Below are 17,587 nucleotides of genomic sequence, written 5' to 3'. Positions count from 1 at the left end.
GAGCGCGGACACACCGCGCCGAGCCCCCGCCCGCTCCCCGCCACCGTCCCGGAGGTCAGTGCTCGACCCGCACCACGATCTTCCCGAGGTGCGTGTTCGACTCCATCAGCCGGTGGGCGTCGGCCATCCGCTCCAGGCCGTCGAAGGTCTCGGCGATCACCGGCGCCAGGGTGCCGTCCCGCAGCCCCGAGCCGATGAACCCGGCCGCGCGCCGGCGTCCCTCCTCGGTCCTGGCCAGCGCCCCGTTCGCGTACCCGTGCGTGGTCAGCGGCCAGTTCTTCGAGAGCTCCGTCGGCCGGGGGTCCAGCCAGCCGTACAGGACGGCGGTGCCGCCGGGCCGCAGCGCGTCCCCGAGGGTGGCGAAGCCGGGCCCGCCGATCGCGTCGAAGGCCAGGTCCGCGCCCGTCCCACCGGTGATCCGCCGCACCTCGGCGACCAGGTCCTCGGTGTCCGTGACGATCACGTGCGCGGCCCCCACGTCGAGGAGCCCCTTCCGCTTCGCCTCGCCCCGGGTGGTGGCGATCGGGACCGCGCCCACCCGCAGCGCGGTCTGGATCGCGGCGGTGCCCACCGAGCTGGACGCCCCCGTGATCACCACGTGGTCGCCCGCGCCGAGGCCGCCGGTCAGCACCATCCCGCCGTAGGCGGTGAAGTAGCTCAGCCAGACCGCCGCCCCGGTCACCGCGTCCACGCCCTCCGGCCGGGCCACCACGTACGCCTCGGGGAGCACCACGCGCTCCGCGTACACGCCGTGGATCCCGAAGTCGAAGTTGGCCGCCGCCATCACCGGGTCGCCCGGGGCGTACGCGGTGACCCCGGCGCCGACCGCCTCGACCACGCCCGCCGCCTCGTAGCCGAGCCGTGAACCCGGCAGCGTCGCCGGGTAGTAGTAGGCGCCCGCGCGGAACAGCGCCTCGGCGCGGTTGAGCCCGATCGCCTCGACCCGGACCAGCACCTCCCCGGGACCGGGCGCCGGCAGCGGCACCTCCTCGACCCGCAGCACCTCGGGGCCGCCGAGCTCGTGGAAGAGAACCGCCTTCGTCGTCATGCCTGTTGTCGTCATGCCCCCGACGTTAGGACCGGCCGGACGGACGATCCATGTCTCCCCGGCTTCCCCTCATGTCCGATCGTCTCGCACGCTACCGTTCGGGCCATGGACGTACTGAGCGATGCCATCGCCTCCATGCGCACCGGGCGCCCCCACTCCTCCCGCACCGTCCGCTTCGCCCCCTGGGGCTTCCGCTTCCCGCCGAGCAAGGGCGCCGGATTCCACGTCGTCCTCCAGGGCACCGCCTGGCTGCTGCCCCCGGACGACGACGCCCCCGTCCGGCTCGGTCCCGGCGACGTCGTCCTCCTCGCCCACGGCACCGGCCACGGCCTCGCCGACCGGCCCGGCACCCCACTCGTCGACGCCCTGCCCGCCGCCGACGGCTCCTGGCCCACCCGCTCCGACCGGGGCCCGGTCGACGCCGAGGAGACCCTGCTCCTGTGCGGGGCGTACCAGCTCAGCCGGGCCCGCGCGCACCCCCTGCTCAGCGGCCTGCCGCCGTACGTCCACTTCCCCGCGCGGGTCGGATCCCACCCCCGGCTGCGCGCCGCCGTCGACCTGCTGGGCGCCGAACTCGCCGAGCCCCAGCCCGGATCCGACGCCATCGTCCCCGCCCTCCTCGACACCCTGCTGCTGTACCTGCTGCGCACCTGGTGGCTCACCGAGTGCGGCGACCGCTCCACCGGCTGGTCGGCCGCCCTGAACGACCCGGCCGTCGCGGGCGCCCTGCGCGCCCTGCACGGCGACCCGGCCAGGCCCTGGACGGTCGAGGAGCTCGGCGCGCTCGGCGGCCTCTCCCGCGCCGCCTTCGCCCGCCGCTTCACCGCCCTCGTGGGCCGCCCGCCGCTCGCGTACCTCACGTGGTGGCGCATGACCACGGCCGGCCGGCTGCTCCGTGCCGAGGACCTCCCGCTCCGCGCGGTCGCGGAACGCTCCGGCTACTCCTCGGAGTTCGCCTTCGCCAAGGCCTTCAAGCGGGAGTACGGGGTCGCGCCCGGTCACTACCGCAGGAGCGCGTAGGGCGTTAGCGGAACGTCAGTGGAACGCCAGGGGTGGCGGCCAGACTTGGGGCCCGCACCGCCACCCCGACCCGGACTGGAGTCTCATGTCCCGCCCCACCCCCCGTGCCACGGGCACCGGACCGTCCCGGCGCGCCCGCAGGCTGACCGGCCTGATGACGGCCGCCTGTCTCGCCCTGGGAGCCGCGCTGCTGACGCCCGTCACCGCCGACGCGGCGGGGTCCACGAACCAGGACGCCTACCGGAACATCGGGCAGCCGGACCGGGCCGAGTGGATGTGGGGCGTCGCGAGCGACACCCCGCTGTCGAACCTCTCCATCCCCGGCACCCACGACACGCTCTCCCTCCACGGCGGCACCAGCGCGCAGACGCAGGAGGACTGGGGCGACGGCGCGGCGACCCTGACGGCGCAGCTGGAGAGGGGCATCCGGGCCATCGACATCCGGGCCCGGGTCTCCGGGGGCGCGGCCTTCACGATCCACCACGCCGTGTACTACCAGCAGGCCAACTTCGACGACGTCCTGACCAAGGCGCAGTCCTTCCTCCGCGCGCATCCCACCGAGACGATCGTGATGCGGCTGAAGTCCGAGTGCCCCTACTCGGGCGCGGGCACCTTCGACTGCGCGCACGACCCGAAGTCGGTGACCCCGGCGACGGTCCGGTCGATCTTCGCCGGCTACGTGGCGAAGTACCCCGGCCTCTTCTACGCGCCGTCGGCCTCGGGCTCCGGCCGGGCGGACGTCCCGACGCTCGGCCAGGTCCGCGGGAAGCTGGTCCTGGGCAGCTTCGACAGCGTCGAGAGCGACGGCTACGGGATCAAGGGCTTCAACGACCGTACGGAGGACCACTGGGCGGCGGAGACCGTCGCGGAGAAGTGGGGCTACGTCAAGGGCAACGTCGACCGGGCGCGCTCCGGCCGCCCCGGTGACATGTATGTGACGTACACGTCCGCGTCCAAGGCCCCCTTCGGCCTCCTGCCCGCCGACTACGCCGGCGGCTGGAAGCTGGGCAACGAGAACGGTGACATCGTCCACGAGGAGCCCGGTGTCAACCTCCAGCTGATGAAGCACCTCAACGGCACCACCGGCCGCGTCGGCATCGTCATGACGGACTTCCCCGGCTGGGGCCTGGTCAACGCGATCATCGACCACAACGCCGACAACGCCGTCGTGGGCGGCAACCGCACGGTCTGGCTGGTCAACGCCGACAAGACCTACGTCAACAGCCTGTACGGCCGCTGCATGGTGCGGGGCCCCGAGTTCGACAGCTCCAGGACCGGCGGCCTGGTCACCCAGCGCGAGTGCCAGTCGACCCCGCCCAGCAGCCACCAGTGGGGAGCCGAGAAGCCCTCGACGTACGACGGCAAGGGCTACTACTGGATCAAGGCGAACAACGGCAAGTGCCTGACCGTGCCCTACAACGACGGCACCCCGCCGGGCTCCGGCACCCAGCTCTTCTGGTGGGACTGCGAGACCCGCTGGTTCTCCGGCAACCAGCTGTGGAACGTCATCCCGACCAAGCTCGCCACCGCGACGGGATCCCGGCCCGCCTACCAGTTCATCAACAACTGGACGGGCCTGTGCCTCTCGATGGACCCGGCCACCGCCGCCACCGCGGGCGGCAAGGTGACCCAGGAGACCTGCTCCAAGTGACGCCCGCCCGGGGCCCGGCGCACCACGCGCCCGCCCCGCCCACGCCCCAGGCCGTCCTTTTCCCCCGAAGGGCGGCCTGGCTCTTTCCCCCGGGCGGGACCGTCCTCTAGGGGGTGCGGCGGCGCGGCAGCCGCAGCGAGGCCAGGGTCGTCACGGTCAGCAGCCCCGCGCTGATCAGGAGGCTCGTGCGCATCGCCGACGCCATGTCCCGGGCCGCGAGCGAGCCGAAGACCGCGATCGCGAGGGCACCGGCCGTCTGCCGGATCGCGTTCAGGAGGCCCGCCGCCGTGCCGGCCCGCTCGGCTGGGACGGCCTCCATCATCGCCGCGATCAGCGGCGGCAGCGAGAAGCCGGCGCCGAGCGCGAGCGGGACGAGGAGCAGCGCCTGCGCGGCCCGTGAGGAGCCCGCGTCCACGGTCAGCAGGCCGAGCAGTCCGGCGACCGCGACCGCCTGGCCCACGACGATCGGCAGCCGCGCCCCGTACCGCGCCGCCACCCGCGCCGACAGGACGTTCACCGCGGCCAGCAGCCCCGTCATCGGCAGGAACATCAGCCCCGCGCCGAGCGCCGAGAGCCCCAGCACCTGCTGGAAGAAGAGGCCGAACACGAAGACCATGCCGTAGAAGGCGACGCTGTTCGCCGAACCGGCCGCCACCGCCACCGCCACCGTCGTGTTCCGGAACAGCCCGAGCGGCACCATCGGCCGCCGCCGCCGCGACTCGACCCGCAGGAACGCGGCGAAGGCCACCACCGCGACGCCCAGCGCCCACCAGCCCTCCGTACCGCCCTCGATCGCCGCGAAGGTCAGCGCCCCGAGCGCCGTCATCGCGGTCAGCTGCCCCGGCAGGTCCAGCGGGGCCGGCCGCCGCTCGGAGCGGGCCACCCGGGTCAGCAGGGCGAGCGCGAGGATCCCGAGCGGCAGGTTGACGAAGAAGATCCCGCGCCAGCTCCAGGCCGTGGTCAGGGCCCCGCCCGCGACCGGGCCGAGCGCCACCGCGACCGTGCCGCCCGCCGCCCACAGCGACACCGCCCGGGCCCGCCGCACCGGATCGCCGTACGCCTCCCGTACGAGCGCCAGCGAGGCCGGCAGCATCACGGCCGCCGCCGCCCCCTGCGCGGTCCGGGCCGCCAGGAGCCCCGCGAGGCCCGGGGCCAGACCGCAGGCGGCCGAGGCGAGGGCGAAGACGACGACCCCCGCGCCGTACGCCCGGCTCGCCCCGACCCGGTCGGCGAGGGCCCCGCTGGAGAGCAGCAGCGCGGCGAAGGCCAGCGCGTACGAGTCGACCACCCACTGGAGGCCCGTCATACCGGCCCGCAGATCGGCTCCGATCGCGGGCAGGGCGACGTTGACGACGGACGTGTCGAGGGTGATGAGCGCGAAGCCGAGCATGGCGGCGGCGAGCGCGGGACCGGGGGAGGGAGCACCCGGCCGCACAACGGGGGCCTGGATCTGGACTGTTGAGGACATGCGTCCAGCTTCGTGAGCCGCGCGGCCGTACAGTAGTGGCTGGAATGCCATACGACCGGAGGTTCTGGCCATGCCCGTCGATTCCCGGGTCCGGCGCGTCGCCGTGATCGCCGCCCCGCCCGTCTCGATGTTCAACCTCGCCATCCCGGAGATGCTCTTCGGCAAGGTCGAGATCGACGGCCGGCCGGGGTACGAGACGGTCATCTGCGCCCCCGACCCCGGGCCCGTCGCCACCACCGGCGGCCTCGACCTGGTGATCCCGCACGGACTGGAGGCCGTCGCCGGGGCCGACACCGTGATCCTCGCGGGCAGCGGTGCCTACGAGGCGCCCGACCCGCGCGTCCTCGACGTCCTGCGCGCCTCCGCCGACGGGGGCAAGCGGATCGCCTCCATCTGCACCGGCGCGTTCGCCCTCGCCGAGGCGGGCCTGCTCGACGGCCGGACGGCGACGACCTACTGGGCGTACCGCCCGCTGCTCGCGGCCCGGCACCCGGCCGTCGACCTCCAGGACGACGTCCTCTTCGTCCAGGACGGCCCCGTCCTCACCTCCTCCGGATACGCGGCGGGCATTGACCTCTGCCTGCACGTCATCCGCACCGACCACGGCGCCGCCGTCGCCAACGCCGTCGCGCGGCTCGCCCTCGTCGCGCCCGTCCGGCCCGGCGGCCAGACCCAGTTCACCCAGACCCCGCTGCCTCCCGAGCGCGGGGTCTCCTTCGCCGACACGCGCGCGTGGGCGATGGAGCACCTCGACGAGCCCCTCGGCCTCACCGACCTCGCCCGGCACGCCGGCGTCTCCGTCCGCACCCTGTCGCGCCGCTTCCACGCGGAGACCGGCGTCAGTCCGCTCCAGTGGCTGCTCCACCAGCGCGTCGAGCGCGCGAAGGAGCTCCTGGAGACGACCTCCCTCGCCATGGACCAGGTGGCCCGCGCGAGCGGCCTCGGCACCGCCGACTCGCTCCGGCAGCACCTCCTGCGCCGCACCGGCCTCACACCCAGCGCCTACCGTGCCACCTTCAGCCGGCTGACGGGCGCGGGGGCAGGGACCGGCTGAAGGCCGCCGGGCCGCCCGGGCAGCGGCCACCAGGAACCGGATCGGTCGCTCCGGCGTTCGAACGTCCGTGATCAGACTCGCCACCGCCGCCGATGTCGACGCCGTCGTCGCCCTCCACACCGAGGCCCGCGCCACCTACTACCAGGGCCACCTCCCGCCCGCCGAGTTCCTCGGCCCCGAGGCGGTCGCCGCCGCCCGCGAGCGCTGGGCGGACGCCGTCGGCCGGGGCGCCGTGCTCTGCGCCGAGCGCGAGGGCGTGATCGCCGGCGTCGCCGCCCACCGCGTCGACGGCGCCGCCGCCGTCCTCAGCCAGCTGCACGTCGCCCCCGCGCAGTGGCGCCGGGGCGTCGGCGGCGAGCTCCACGCGGCCTGCGTCGCGGCCTGGCGCGCCGCCGGGGTGACCTCGGCCCGCCTGGAGGTCTTCGAGCGGAACGAGCGCGCCCGGGCCTTCTACGCGGCCCACGGCTGGACGCCGGACCCGGACACCCCGCGCGCCGGCCGGCACCTGGTGCTCCGGCTCACACCGGGGCCGGAACCGGAATGAACCGGACCCGCGCGCACGTTCCCGCAGACGTACACCCCACCGGCAACCCCTCGGAGAGAAGTCACATGCGCGTCGAGATCTGGAGCGACATCGCCTGCCCCTGGTGCTACATCGGCAAGGCCCGCTTCGAGAAGGGGCTCGCGGCCTTCGCCCACCGCGACGACGTCGAGGTGGTGCACCGCTCCTTCGAGCTCGACCCGAACCGCGCCAAGGGCGACACCGGGCCCGTCCTGGAGATGCTGGCCACGAAGTACGGCCGCACCCTCGACGAGGCCCGCGCCATGGAGGAGCACGTCGCCTCGAACGCGCGCTCCGAGGGCCTCGGCTACCGCACCGAGGGCCGCGACCACGGCAACACCTTCGACATCCACCGGCTCCTCCACCTCGCCCGGGAGCGCGGCCGCCAGAGCGAGCTCCTGGACCTCGCCTACCGGGCCAACTTCGCCGAGGAGCGCTCCGTCTTCGACGCCGAGACCCTCGTGACGCTCGGCGTGGAGGCCGGTCTCGACGAGACCGAGGTCCGGTCCGTCCTGGCCGACCCGACCGCGTACGCCGACGCCGTGCGCGAGGACGAGCGCGAGGCCGCCGAACTCGGCGCCAACGGCGTGCCGTTCTTCGTCCTCGACCGCCGCTACGGCGTCTCCGGCGGCCAGCCCGCCGAGGTCTTCACCCGGGCCCTGGAGCAGGCCTGGCAGGGCCGCGTCCTCCAGCCGGTCGGCACCGACGCGGAGGTCTGCGGCCCGGACGGGGCCTGCGAGGTCCCGCAGGCCTGAGCTTCCGACCTGCGCCGATCAGCGCGTCTTGGGTCTCCCCACGGTCGAAACGCCATTGACGGGTGATCGCGGGGAATCCAGGGTGGGAGCATGGAATCCCTTGATCAGCCGCTCGGCGGCGCGGAGTTCGCGCCCAAGAACACCTACCTGAACACCTCCGCGTGCGGCCTGCTGCCCCGCCGGACCGTGGAGGCCGTCACGCTCCTCGCCGAGGAGACGGCCGACGGCCGCCCCGGCGGCGCGGGCGACTTCGACATCGTGGACGAGGCCCGTGCCGCCTTCGGGCGGATCGCCGGAGTCGCCCCCGAGCGGGTCGCCGTCGGCAGCTCGGTCGCGGTCCACTGCGGGATGATCGCCCAGTCGCTGCCCGCCGGGTCCGAGGTCCTCTTCCCCGAGGGGGACTTCTCCTCGGTCATCACCCCCTTCACGATCCGCGGCGACCTCAAGATCCGCTTCGCGCCGCTGGAACGGCTCGCCGAGTCCGTCAGGCCCGGGACGGCGCTCGTCGCCTTCTCCGCCGTGCAGTCGGCGGACGGCCGCACGGCCGACTTCGCGGCGATACGGGCGGCGGCGGCCGCCCACGGCGCGCGCACCCTCCTGGACGCCACCCAGTCGGCGGGCTGGCTGCCGCTGCGCGCGGGGGAGTGGGACTACACGGTCGCCGGCGGCTACAAGTACCTGCTCTGCCCGCGCGGGGCGTCCTTCCTCACCGTCACGGAGGAGGCGCAGGACTCCCTCCTCGCGATCCACGCGGGCTGGGTGACGGGCGAGGAGCTGTGGGTCAACAGCTACGGTCCGGTCCGCGAACTGGCCCGCTCCGCCCGCCGGTTCGACGAGCCGGCGGCCTTCCTCTCGTACTACGGGGCGGCCCGTTCGCTCGCCCTCCTGGAGGAGATCGGCATCGAGCGGATCGAGGCCCACGACAAGGGGCTCGCGGCCCGCTTCCGCTCCGGGCTGCTCGCCCTCGGGCACGCGCCGGTCATGGACGACTCGACGGTCGTCGCCGTCCCCGGCCTGGGCGACCGGGAGGACGCCCTGCGCGAGGCGGGCGTCCTGCTGTCGGCCCGCGCGGGGAACCTGCGGGCGTCCTTCCACCTGTACAACACGGCGGCGGACGTGGACCGCGTCCTGGAGGTCCTGGCGGACTGAGCGCCGCCGGCCCCGGGCCCGCGGACCGGGGCCGCCGCCCACCTGGCCGCCGCACCGGCCGGGTCCGGTCCACCGGCGGGCGATCCACCGGCCACTCCGGTCCGACGCCGGGCTCCACGGCAGGGTCGCCCGGCGGTCCACCGGCCACTCCCGTCCGACACCGGGCTCCGCCGCGCCAGATCGCCTGGCACCCCACCGCCGCCCCGGCCCCGGCGTCAGCAGACGCCGCCCTCGCCCTCCTCGCCCGCTTCCTTCGCCAGGTTCTCGCCCACCAGGCCGAGGAGCCGGGCGAGTTCCGTCCGGTCGGCCGGGGCGAGCCCGGTCAGCGTGCACTCCTCCAGGTCCCGCCAGGCCCCCTCGACCCCGGCGCGCAGCGCGAGGCCCTCGTCCGTCGCCTCGACCCGGACCGCGCGCCGGTCGGCCGGGTCCGGGCTGCGGCGGACGTAGCCGCACTGCTCCATGCGCTGGAGCATCTTCGTCACCGTGGAGGGGTCCAGGCCCAGGGACTGGATGAGCTCCGACTGCCGGACCGCCCCGCAGTCCCAGAGGCGCATCATCATCAGTTCCTGGCCCGGATAGAGGCCCAGGTCCCGCAGGCGCCGGCCCATGGCGATCCGGTGCAGCCGGGCGACCCACGCCAGGGTGTGACTGACGGTCCCGGTGCACGCGCCGGAGGGCTGCGGCCCGGCGGGCGGGGCGGTACAGACGGGGTCGGTTCCTGACACGGGGGCTCCTCGGGACGGCTTTCCCACCAGATTACCTTGGTCGGCCAATGAATGGGTTACAGTGGCAGCGGCCCGTTTAGTTGGCCGACCACATATTCTTGTGAGGGACAGCCGTGACCACTGCATTCGACCCCATCGACCTCGCCGGAACCCGCCTCGCGAACCGCATCGCGATGGCCCCCATGACCCGCAGCCGGGCCAACGGCGACGACGGCACCCCGCCGGCGATCGTCGCCGAGTACTACGCCCAGCGCGCCTCCGCGGGCCTGATCATCAGCGAGGGCGTCCAGCCGGTCCCCGAGGGCCAGGGCTACCCCGACACCCCCGGCCTCCACAGCCGCGCGCAGATCGCCGCCTGGCGCGAGGTCACCACCGCCGTCCACGAGCGCGGCGGCCGGATCTTCGCCCAGCTCATGCACTCCGGCCGGATCGGCCACCCCGACCTCCTCGACGGCGACCTCCACCCCGTCGGCCCCTCGCCGATCGCCGCCGCCGGCCAGGTCTACACCCACGAGGGCCCCAAGGCGTACGTCGCCCCGCGCGAGCTCACCGGCGAGCAGGTGCACGAGGCGATCGCCGGCTTCGTCTCCGCCGCCCGCAACGCCGTCGAGGCCGGCTTCGACGGCGTCGAGATCCACGGAGCCAACGGCTATCTGATCCAGCAGTTCCTCGCCTCCGGCTCCAACCACCGCACCGACGAGTGGGGCGGCTCCGTCGAGAACCGCGTCCGCTTCGCGATCGAGGTCGTCAAGGCCGTCGCCGCCGAGATCGGCCCCGAGCGCACCGGCCTGCGCATCTCCCCGGCCAACACCCTCAACGACATCAGCGAGACCGACACCGAGGAGATCTACACCCGGCTCGTCACCGCGATCGAGCCCGTCGGCATCGCCTACCTCCACGTCCTGGAGACCGCCCCCGAGCTCCGCCCGCTCGTGCTCGACCTGCGCAAGCGGTTCGCCGGCACCTTCATCCTCAACCCGGCCACCGGCGCCGCCCCGACCGGCGCCGAGTCCCTCGCGCTGATCGAGGACGGCACCGCCGACCTCGTCGCGTTCGGCAGGCTCTTCATCGCCAACCCCGACCTGCCCGCCCGCCTGCGCGCCGGCGGCCCCTACAACACCCCCGAAGCCGCCGGCATGTACGCCGGCGGCCCCGAGGGCTACATCGACTACCCCGCGCTCTGAACCCGGGCGCGCGAAAGGGGCGGGGGCCGCGCACCCCCGCCCCTTTCCCGTACGGACTACCAGGCCTCCGTGACCGCCCGGCGCGCCGCCTCCAGGTCCACCGTCCGGCCCGACTCGCCGAGCGCCGCGCCCAGGGCGGCCAGCGAGGACTGCACGGCCCCCGGGGTCGCGTCCACCCCGTAGTGGTTGACCCGGATCATCTCCTGGGCCAGTGCCCCGCCGCCCGCGATCAGCGGCAGCGACGGATCCGCCGCGAGGGCCTTCGCGACCAGCTCCGAGGCGTCGAGGTCCGCGGGCACGCGCAGCGTCGTCGCCACCGGCGCCGCGTCCTTCGCCTCGCGCACGTACGGCTCCAGACCGCCGCCCAGGGCCCGCGCGCCCGCGCGGGTGGCGGCGGCCGCCGAGGCGTGCCGGGCCATCAGCGCGTCCAGGCCCTCGGCCTCGATCCGGTCCACGCAGGCCTCCAGGGCGAGCATCTCCAGCTGCGCGGGAGCGTGCAGGAGCGCCTTCCGGCCACCGTCGATCCAGCGCTCCTTCCAGTCCAGGAGGGAGAGGTACGAGCGGCGGGGCGCGGCCGGGTTGGCGGCGAACCGCTCCCAGGCCCGCGCGCTCACCGACACCGCCGAGACGCCGGCGGGGCCGCCCATCGCCTTCTGGGCGCCGATGATGCACATGTCCACGCCCCAGGCGTCCGGCAGCACCGGCTCGGCGCCGATCGACGCCACCGCGTCCAGGTAGAACAGCGCGCCGTGCGCCCGCACGACCTCGCCGATCTCCGCCACCGGGTTGGTGTTCCCGGTCGCGGCCTCCGCGTGCACGAGCGACACGAAGTCGATCTCCGGGTGCTCGGCGAGCGCCCGCTCCACCTGCTCCGCCGTCACCGCCGTGTGGAAGGGCACCGCCAGGTCGACCACGGTCGCCCCGCAGTCCCGGAGCCAGTTCCCGAAGGTCTGTCCGTACGGGCCGGTGACGACGTTCAGCGCGGTCGAACCGGCCCGCGCGCCGCTGCGGATGCACCCCTCCAGGGGCAGCAGCGCCTCGCCCTGGGTGATCACCACGTCCTGCTCGGTGGAGAGCAGCGCGGCGACCCGGCGCTCGATCGACGCGAAGTGCGCGGCGGTCAGCGGGGCCAGGTCCAGCAGCGGATGTGTCACGGTCACGGGGGGTTCCTTCTTCGCGGTCGGATACGTGTCGCATGCATCGGGACGCGACGCGTGCCAGCCTAAGCCGTCCCGTCGCCGCCCGGCGGGCGCGCGGGGTCCCGGGCGGGACCGGGCGGGGCGACGGCGCCGTCCCGGCCGTGCGCACGGCCCCGGAGGCCGGCCGGGGCCCGGGGGGACCGCGGGCCGGCCCGGCCCGCTCGACACGGCTCGTAGAGTGCCGGTATGAGCGATCACGTGGTGCTGCATGTGAAGGGGCGGGTGCTCGTCGGCCCGGAGGACGTCCGGGACGAACTGTGGTGCGTCGACGGGCGGATCACCTTCGAGCGGCCCGCCGCCGAGTCGGTGACCGTCGAGGGCTGGGCGCTCCCCGGTCTCGTCGACGCCCACTGCCACGTCGGCCTCGACCGGCACGGCCCCGTCGACGAGGCCACCAGCGAGAAGCAGGCGCTCACCGACCGGGACGCGGGCACCCTGCTCATCCGGGACGCGGGTTCGCCCTCGGACACCCGGTGGATCGACGAGCGCGAGGACCTGCCGAAGATCATCAGGGCGGGGCGGCACATCGCCCGGACCCGCCGCTACATCCGCGACTACGCCCACGAGATCGAGCCCGCCGACCTCGTGGCGTACGTCGGCCGCGAGGCCCGCCGGGGCGACGGCTGGGTCAAGCTGGTCGGCGACTGGATCGACCGCGAGGTGGGCGACCTGACCGCCTGCTGGCCGCGCGCCGAGGTGGAGGCGGCGATCGCGGAGGCGCACCGGCTCGGGGCCCGCGTCACCGCGCACTGCTTCGCCGAGGACTCGCTCCGGGACCTCGTCGAGGCGGGGATCGACTGCGTCGAGCACGCCACCGGGCTGACCGAGGAGACGATCCCGCTCTTCGCGGAGCGCGGGGTCGCGATCGTCCCGACGCTGGTCAACATCGCGACCTTCCCGCACCTCGCTGACGGCGGCCAGGAGAAGTTCCCCCGCTGGTCGGCCCATATGCGACGGCTCCACGAGCGCCGGTACGACACCGTCCGCGCCGCCTTCGACGCGGGCGTGCCCGTCTTCGTCGGCACCGACGCGGGCGGCTCGCTCGCCCACGGGCTCGTCGCCGAGGAGGTCGAGGAGCTGACCCGCGCCGGGATCCCGCCGATCGACGCGCTGTCGGCCACCGCCTGGGGGGCCAGGGCCTGGCTGGGCCGCCCCTCCCTGGAGGAGGGCGCGCCGGCCGACCTGGTGGTCTACGGCGAGGACCCGCGCGCGGACGTCCGCGTCCTCGCGGCACCGCGCCGGGTGGTCGTCAACGGCCGGATCGTGGGCTGAGCCGCGAACCCGAACGGCGGTTAGGTTAGGCTTACCTGAATTAATCGCTGAAGTGGGGGAGGGGTCCCGGTGGGTCACGGCTGGCAGGGCGCGGTGCTCAGGCTGATGCGCGGCAAGGACTTCACGTTCACGGTGACCGGCGCCGAGCAGGTCACCGAGGACTACCGGAGGGTGCGCTTCACGGACGGCGGGCTGCTCGCCGCCGCCGGAGTCCACCCCACGATGTGGGTCCGCGTCTGGTTCGACGACGCCGGTCGGCCCCACCAGCGCGCCTACACCCTGGTCGACCCCGACCCGGAGGCGGGCACCTTCAGCCTGGAGTTCGCCCTCCACGACGGGGTCGCCAGCCGCTGGGCCCGCGCCTGCGCCCCCGGCGACACCGTCGACGCCACCCTCCAGGGCACCGGCTTCGAGGCCCCCGACCCGCTCCCGGAGCGGCTGCTCGTCGTCGGGGACCCGGCCTCCCTCCCCGCCGTGAACTCCCTGCTCGACGCGTTCCCCGACGTCCCGGCCACCCTGTGGTTCGAGACCCAGCACCCCTCGGACGAGGAGCTGCCGGTACGGCTCGACCCCGCGCGGCACGAGCTGCGCCGGATCCCGCGCGAGGAGCGGGGCGCCGCGCTCGTCGCCCGGGTGAAGGCCGAACTGCCCGCGCTCGCCGACGCCCGGTCGTACGTCTGGATCGCCTGCGACACCGCCACCACCCGGGCCCTCGCCGGATACGCGCGCAAGGAGCTCGGGCTGCCCAGGGAGCGCGTCCACGCGCTCGGATACTGGCGCGCGGGCTGAGTGCACCGGGTTGACGATCCGTGACCCGGGAGGCCTGCGGATCGTTCTCACCCCTTCCGTGCGGAGCTCCCCGTACGAAACACGCGGGACAACCGGGAACGGTTGTATAGAGAAAAATCGAAAATGAACACGGAAACCCCCCTTCCGAGTGAAGTCCCGTCAGGTGACTGCCAGTTCACTCTCCGTGCGTAAAGATTCCGGTGTCTCAAGTCGCTGAGGCCGCACCGACCCACCGTCCCCGTGGTGAGCGGCCGGCGACGCCATGTCTCCTGTGGGGGTTCCACCATCTTGAACAGCAACACCTTCCGCATGCCCGTACGTCGCTCCGCCGCCGCCGCGACCGTCGCCGCCCTGGCCGTCGGCCCCGTGCTCCTCGCGGCCCCGGCGGCGCACGCCTCGGGCGGCGAAGGGCGTGCCACCGCCGTCGTGCTGCGGACCGGCCTCGACGTCTCCCTGCTCGGCAAGGCCGTGGACGTGCCGGTCCGGGTCTCCCTCAACGAGGTCGAGGCGCCCGCGAGCAAGAACGAGACCGCGCTCTCGGTGAAGGTGCAGGGGGCCGAGGGCGGGGAGCCGGTCGACATCCTCAAGGCCGACGTCGCCACCGCGGACGCCACCGTCGACGACAAGAAGGCCGAGGGCCACGTCAACCTCGTCAAGGCCCGGGTGCACGTCCCCGGCATCCCGCTGCTCTCCCTCGTCGAGGTGGAGAAGGTCACCTCCAAGGCGCTGTGCGAGGTGGGGAAGAAGCCGGTCGCCGAGTCCAACGTCCTCGGCCACGTCACCGTGTTCGGCAAGAAGACCACCCTGTCCGCGGCCGGCCGCACCCAGGTCAGCGTGCCCGGCGTCGGCGAGGTCACCCTGGACCTCTCCCGCACGTCCACGACCTCCCGCACCGCCGCGGCCACCGCGCTCGAACTCAAGGTGGCCGTCGACCCGCTGAAGCTCGGCGTCGCCCGGGTCGACGGCACGGTGACCCTCGCCGAGGCCACCTGCGAGACGCCCCGGGGCACCGCGCCCACCGAGAAGCCGACCGAGAAGCCCACGGAGAAGCCCACCGAGAAGCCGACCGAGCGCCCCGAGCAGCCCACCCAGCAGCCCTCGGCCGGGCCGAGCGACGCCGGGGGCATCAAGACCGACAACGGCGGCACCAAGCCCACCGAGCACCTCGCCGAGACCGGCGGCAGCTCCTCCACCCCGTACCTCGCCATCGGAGCGCTCGCCCTGCTCGTCGCGGGCGGCGGCGCCCTCGTCGTGACCCGCACGCGCGGCCGCTCCCGAGGCTGACGGCCCGAGGGGGAAGCGCCGGGGGGCGCCGGGAGGGAAGCGAGGGTCCGGGGAGGGCGGCGGTGACGACACCGCCCTCCCCGGACCCTTCCGCGTCCGCCGCGCGGCCCGGCGGCTCAGCCGCCGATCAGCAGCGCCTGGTCCAGCGCCTGTAGGAAGCGGTTCGTCGTCGCCCGGTCCCGGACCGCGATCCGCAGCCAGTTCCGGTCGAGGCCCGGAAACGTGTCGCCCCGGCGGGCCGCGAACCCGAGCGACCGCAGCCGCTCCCGCACCGCGTCCGCCCCGTCGATCCGCAGCAGCACGAAGGGGCCCTCCGCCCCGCCGACCGTCCGCACCTCGTCGAACTCCGCAAGACCGGCCAGCAGATGGGCCCGCTCCACCCCGATCCGGTGCGCCGCGTGCTCCGCCTCCGCGAGCGCCGCCCGCGACACGCACGCCTCCGCCGCCACGAGCGCCGGCGTCGACACCGGCCACAGCGGCTGCGCCCGCTCCAGGGCCGCGACCGTCTCCGGCTCGGCCAGCGCGTACCCGATCCGCAGCCCGGCGAGCCCCCAGGTCTTGGTGAGGCTCCGCAGCACCACGAGGCCCGGTACGTCCGTCCGCCCGGCCAGCGACTCCCGCTCGCCCGGCACCGCGTCCATGAACGCCTCGTCCACGACCAGGATCCGCCCCGGGCGGGCCAGCGCGGCGACCGAGGCGGCCGGATGGAGCACGGAGGTCGGATTCGTGGGGTTCCCGATCACCACGAGGTCCGCGTCCTCCGGCACCGCCGCCGGATCCAGCCGGAAGCCGTCCTCCTCGCGGAGCAGCACCCGGCCCACCGCGTGCCCGGCGTCCCGCAGCGCCGCCTCCGGCTCGGTGAACTGGGGGTGCACCACCACCGGCCGCCGCACCGGCAGCGCCCGCGCGAGCAGCACGAACGCCTCCGCCGCACCGGCCGTCAGGAGCACCCGGTTCGGCGGCAGGTCGTGCCGCTCGGCGACCGCCGCCCGCGCGGCCCGGCCGTCGGGATAGGCCGCGAGTCCGGTCAGCGAGTCCGCGATCCGCTCCCGCAGCCAGTCCGGCGGGGTGTTCGTCCGGACGTTGACCGCCAGATCGATGAGTTTCTCGTCCCTGACCTCGGCGTCACCGTGGTGGCGCAGGTCGTGGGCGTCGGTATGCGTGTGCATGTCCATGGCCGCCGTCGTGTGGGGGGTGGGGATGGTGGGGGGTGAGCCAGGCTCGCCAGCGATGTACCCGTGGGTTCGGGGCAACAACCGTACGCCTGGGGCCTCTTCGTTCGGAAGAAACGGGACGGAAACGGCGAGGGCGCACGTTGCGGACCGGGACTTCCGCTTCGGCACGACCAGGACGCCCCGCTCCCCGCCCGCTTCCGCCGCCAGCAGCGCCGCCGCCTCCGCCACGGACGCCGTCCCCGTCGCGGACAGCGGCGCCGCCGACGGATGCGGTACGGGCACGGCCGCCAGCTCCCCGGCCGGGAAGGCCCGTACCGGCACCCCCAGCGCCGCCGCGGCCGCCACGATCCCCGGCTCCGCCGCCCGCGCCTCCAGCGTGGCCAGCGACCCGATCCCGGCGCGCGTCAGGCCCGCCTCCCGCAGCACCGCGCCGACGAGCGCCAGGACCTCGTCCACCGGAGCGCCCGACCGGGCCCCGACGCCGAGGTGCGCGGACGCCGCCCCATCCGATAGCAAAGGCCCATGGCTGTAGTCGTCGCGCTCGGCGCGTTCCTCATGACGCTGTTCGGCGGCTGGGTCGCGCAGCGCGTCACCGACCGCCGCCACCTCGTCCTCGGCCTCTCCGGCGGACTCATGCTCGGCGTCGTCGGACTCGACCTCCTGCCGGAGGCCCTCCAGGCCGCGGGACGGGAGGTCTTCGGCGTCCCCGAGGCCCTTCTGCTCTTCGTCGGCGGCTTCCTCTTCGCCCACGTCGTCGAGCGGCTCCTCGCCGTCCGCCGCGCGGCACACGGCGTCGGCGCCGACGAACGGGTCCCCCAGGTCGGTCTCACGGCCGCCGCCGCGATGGTCCTCCACAGCCTCATGGACGGCATCGCGCTCGGCGCCGCCTTCCAGGTCGGCGGCGGGATGGGCGCCACCGTCGCCCTCGCCGTCATCACCCACGACTTCGCCGACGGCTTCAACACCTACACGATCACGAGTCTCTACGGGAACGCCCGCCGCAAGGCCCTCGCCATGCTCGTCGCGGACGCCGTCGCCCCGCTCGTCGGCGCCGCCTCCACCCTGCTGTTCACCCTTCCGGAGGAACTCCTCGGCGGCTATCTCGGCTTCTTCGGCGGCGCCCTGCTCTACCTCGCCGCCGCCGAGATCCTGCCGGAGGCCCACCACACGCACCCGGCCCGCTCCACCCTGCTGTGCACGGTGGCGGGGGTGGCCTTCATCTGGCTGGTGGTGGGCGTCTCCGGCGGCTGAG

At 74.6% G+C, this 17,587-nt stretch carries 16 protein-coding genes; 11 read left to right on the top strand and 5 right to left on the bottom strand.

Annotated elements, in window-relative coordinates; all coding sequences use genetic code 11:
• Positions 1 to 55: 55 nt before the first annotated feature.
• On the bottom strand, positions 56 to 1,063 hold the full coding sequence (locus ACFYXU_RS07215; protein ID WP_376508797.1) for a zinc-dependent alcohol dehydrogenase family protein: 1,008 nt from the start codon (positions 1,061 to 1,063) through the stop codon (positions 56 to 58).
• A gap of 90 nt (positions 1,064 to 1,153) precedes the next feature.
• On the opposite strand from ACFYXU_RS07215, the gene ACFYXU_RS07210 reads away from it, so the two are divergent.
• On the top strand, positions 1,154 to 2,068 hold the full coding sequence (locus tag ACFYXU_RS07210) for an AraC family transcriptional regulator (RefSeq protein WP_376508798.1): 915 nt from the start codon (positions 1,154 to 1,156) through the stop codon (positions 2,066 to 2,068).
• 85 nt (positions 2,069 to 2,153) lie between these two features.
• Positions 2,154 to 3,719, top strand: coding sequence for a phosphatidylinositol-specific phospholipase C domain-containing protein (locus ACFYXU_RS07205; protein ID WP_389408353.1), 1,566 nt, complete (start codon positions 2,154 to 2,156; stop codon positions 3,717 to 3,719).
• 106 nt (positions 3,720 to 3,825) lie between these two features.
• On the opposite strand, the gene ACFYXU_RS07200 is transcribed toward ACFYXU_RS07205, so the two are convergent.
• On the bottom strand, positions 3,826 to 5,187 hold the full coding sequence (locus ACFYXU_RS07200) for an MFS transporter (protein WP_376508802.1): 1,362 nt from the start codon (positions 5,185 to 5,187) through the stop codon (positions 3,826 to 3,828).
• 70 nt (positions 5,188 to 5,257) lie between these two features.
• Between ACFYXU_RS07200 and ACFYXU_RS07195 the strand changes: the two genes are divergently transcribed.
• The 4 genes from ACFYXU_RS07195 (at position 5,258) to ACFYXU_RS07180 (ending at position 8,707) form a co-directional block, all read left to right on the top strand.
• Positions 5,258 to 6,241, top strand: a complete 984-nt coding sequence (locus ACFYXU_RS07195; protein WP_376508804.1) for a GlxA family transcriptional regulator — start codon at positions 5,258 to 5,260, stop codon at positions 6,239 to 6,241.
• Positions 6,242 to 6,308: 67 nt separating this feature from the next.
• On the top strand, positions 6,309 to 6,785 hold the full coding sequence (locus ACFYXU_RS07190; protein WP_361399724.1) for a GNAT family N-acetyltransferase: 477 nt from the start codon (positions 6,309 to 6,311) through the stop codon (positions 6,783 to 6,785).
• 65 nt (positions 6,786 to 6,850) lie between these two features.
• Positions 6,851 to 7,558: a DsbA family oxidoreductase gene (locus ACFYXU_RS07185; RefSeq protein WP_389408354.1), complete on the top strand. Its 708-nt coding sequence runs from the start codon at positions 6,851 to 6,853 to the stop codon at positions 7,556 to 7,558.
• A gap of 90 nt (positions 7,559 to 7,648) precedes the next feature.
• Positions 7,649 to 8,707: an aminotransferase class V-fold PLP-dependent enzyme gene (locus ACFYXU_RS07180; RefSeq protein WP_389408355.1), complete on the top strand. Its 1,059-nt coding sequence runs from the start codon at positions 7,649 to 7,651 to the stop codon at positions 8,705 to 8,707.
• Positions 8,708 to 8,922: 215 nt separating this feature from the next.
• On the opposite strand, the gene ACFYXU_RS07175 is transcribed toward ACFYXU_RS07180, so the two are convergent.
• Complete coding sequence (locus tag ACFYXU_RS07175; protein ID WP_329856430.1) at positions 8,923 to 9,432, bottom strand: MarR family winged helix-turn-helix transcriptional regulator; 510 nt, start codon at positions 9,430 to 9,432, stop codon at positions 8,923 to 8,925.
• 113 nt (positions 9,433 to 9,545) lie between these two features.
• Between ACFYXU_RS07175 and ACFYXU_RS07170 the strand changes: the two genes are divergently transcribed.
• On the top strand, positions 9,546 to 10,616 hold the full coding sequence (locus ACFYXU_RS07170) for an alkene reductase (RefSeq protein ID WP_389408356.1): 1,071 nt from the start codon (positions 9,546 to 9,548) through the stop codon (positions 10,614 to 10,616).
• Between the two features lie 56 nt (positions 10,617 to 10,672).
• Here the strand turns inward: ACFYXU_RS07170 and ACFYXU_RS07165 are convergent, their stop codons facing one another.
• On the bottom strand, positions 10,673 to 11,770 hold the full coding sequence (locus tag ACFYXU_RS07165; RefSeq protein ID WP_376508871.1) for a pyridoxal-phosphate-dependent aminotransferase family protein: 1,098 nt from the start codon (positions 11,768 to 11,770) through the stop codon (positions 10,673 to 10,675).
• Positions 11,771 to 12,001: 231 nt separating this feature from the next.
• Here ACFYXU_RS07165 and ACFYXU_RS07160 point away from each other — a divergent pair, with 231 nt between their 5' ends.
• The 3 genes from ACFYXU_RS07160 (at position 12,002) to ACFYXU_RS07150 (ending at position 15,160) form a co-directional block, all read left to right on the top strand.
• Positions 12,002 to 13,087 (top strand): amidohydrolase family protein, encoded by a 1,086-nt coding sequence (locus tag ACFYXU_RS07160; RefSeq protein ID WP_376508812.1) that lies wholly within the window; start codon positions 12,002 to 12,004, stop codon positions 13,085 to 13,087.
• 69 nt (positions 13,088 to 13,156) lie between these two features.
• The gene (locus ACFYXU_RS07155) at positions 13,157 to 13,876 is read left to right on the top strand and encodes a siderophore-interacting protein (protein WP_384565209.1); all 720 of its coding nucleotides are present in this window, start codon (positions 13,157 to 13,159) and stop codon (positions 13,874 to 13,876) included.
• Positions 13,877 to 14,164: 288 nt separating this feature from the next.
• Entirely contained in the window at positions 14,165 to 15,160 is a 996-nt protein-coding gene (locus tag ACFYXU_RS07150; protein WP_376508816.1) for an SCO1860 family LAETG-anchored protein, read from the top strand.
• A gap of 116 nt (positions 15,161 to 15,276) precedes the next feature.
• On the opposite strand, the gene cobC is transcribed toward ACFYXU_RS07150, so the two are convergent.
• On the bottom strand, positions 15,277 to 16,791 hold the full coding sequence (gene cobC, locus ACFYXU_RS07145; RefSeq protein ID WP_389408357.1) for an Rv2231c family pyridoxal phosphate-dependent protein CobC: 1,515 nt from the start codon (positions 16,789 to 16,791) through the stop codon (positions 15,277 to 15,279).
• 66 nt (positions 16,792 to 16,857) lie between these two features.
• Here cobC and ACFYXU_RS07140 point away from each other — a divergent pair, with 66 nt between their 5' ends.
• The gene (locus ACFYXU_RS07140) at positions 16,858 to 17,586 is read left to right on the top strand and encodes a ZIP family metal transporter (RefSeq protein ID WP_329856422.1); all 729 of its coding nucleotides are present in this window, start codon (positions 16,858 to 16,860) and stop codon (positions 17,584 to 17,586) included.
• The last annotated feature ends 1 nt before the right edge of the window (position 17,587 follow it).

This window comes from Streptomyces sp. NPDC002232 (assembly GCF_042890295.1).
GTDB lineage: Bacteria > Actinomycetota > Actinomycetes > Streptomycetales > Streptomycetaceae > Streptomyces.
The sequence above is the reverse complement of the archived record's forward strand: the minus strand, read 5'-3'. Positions and strand labels throughout refer to the sequence as shown.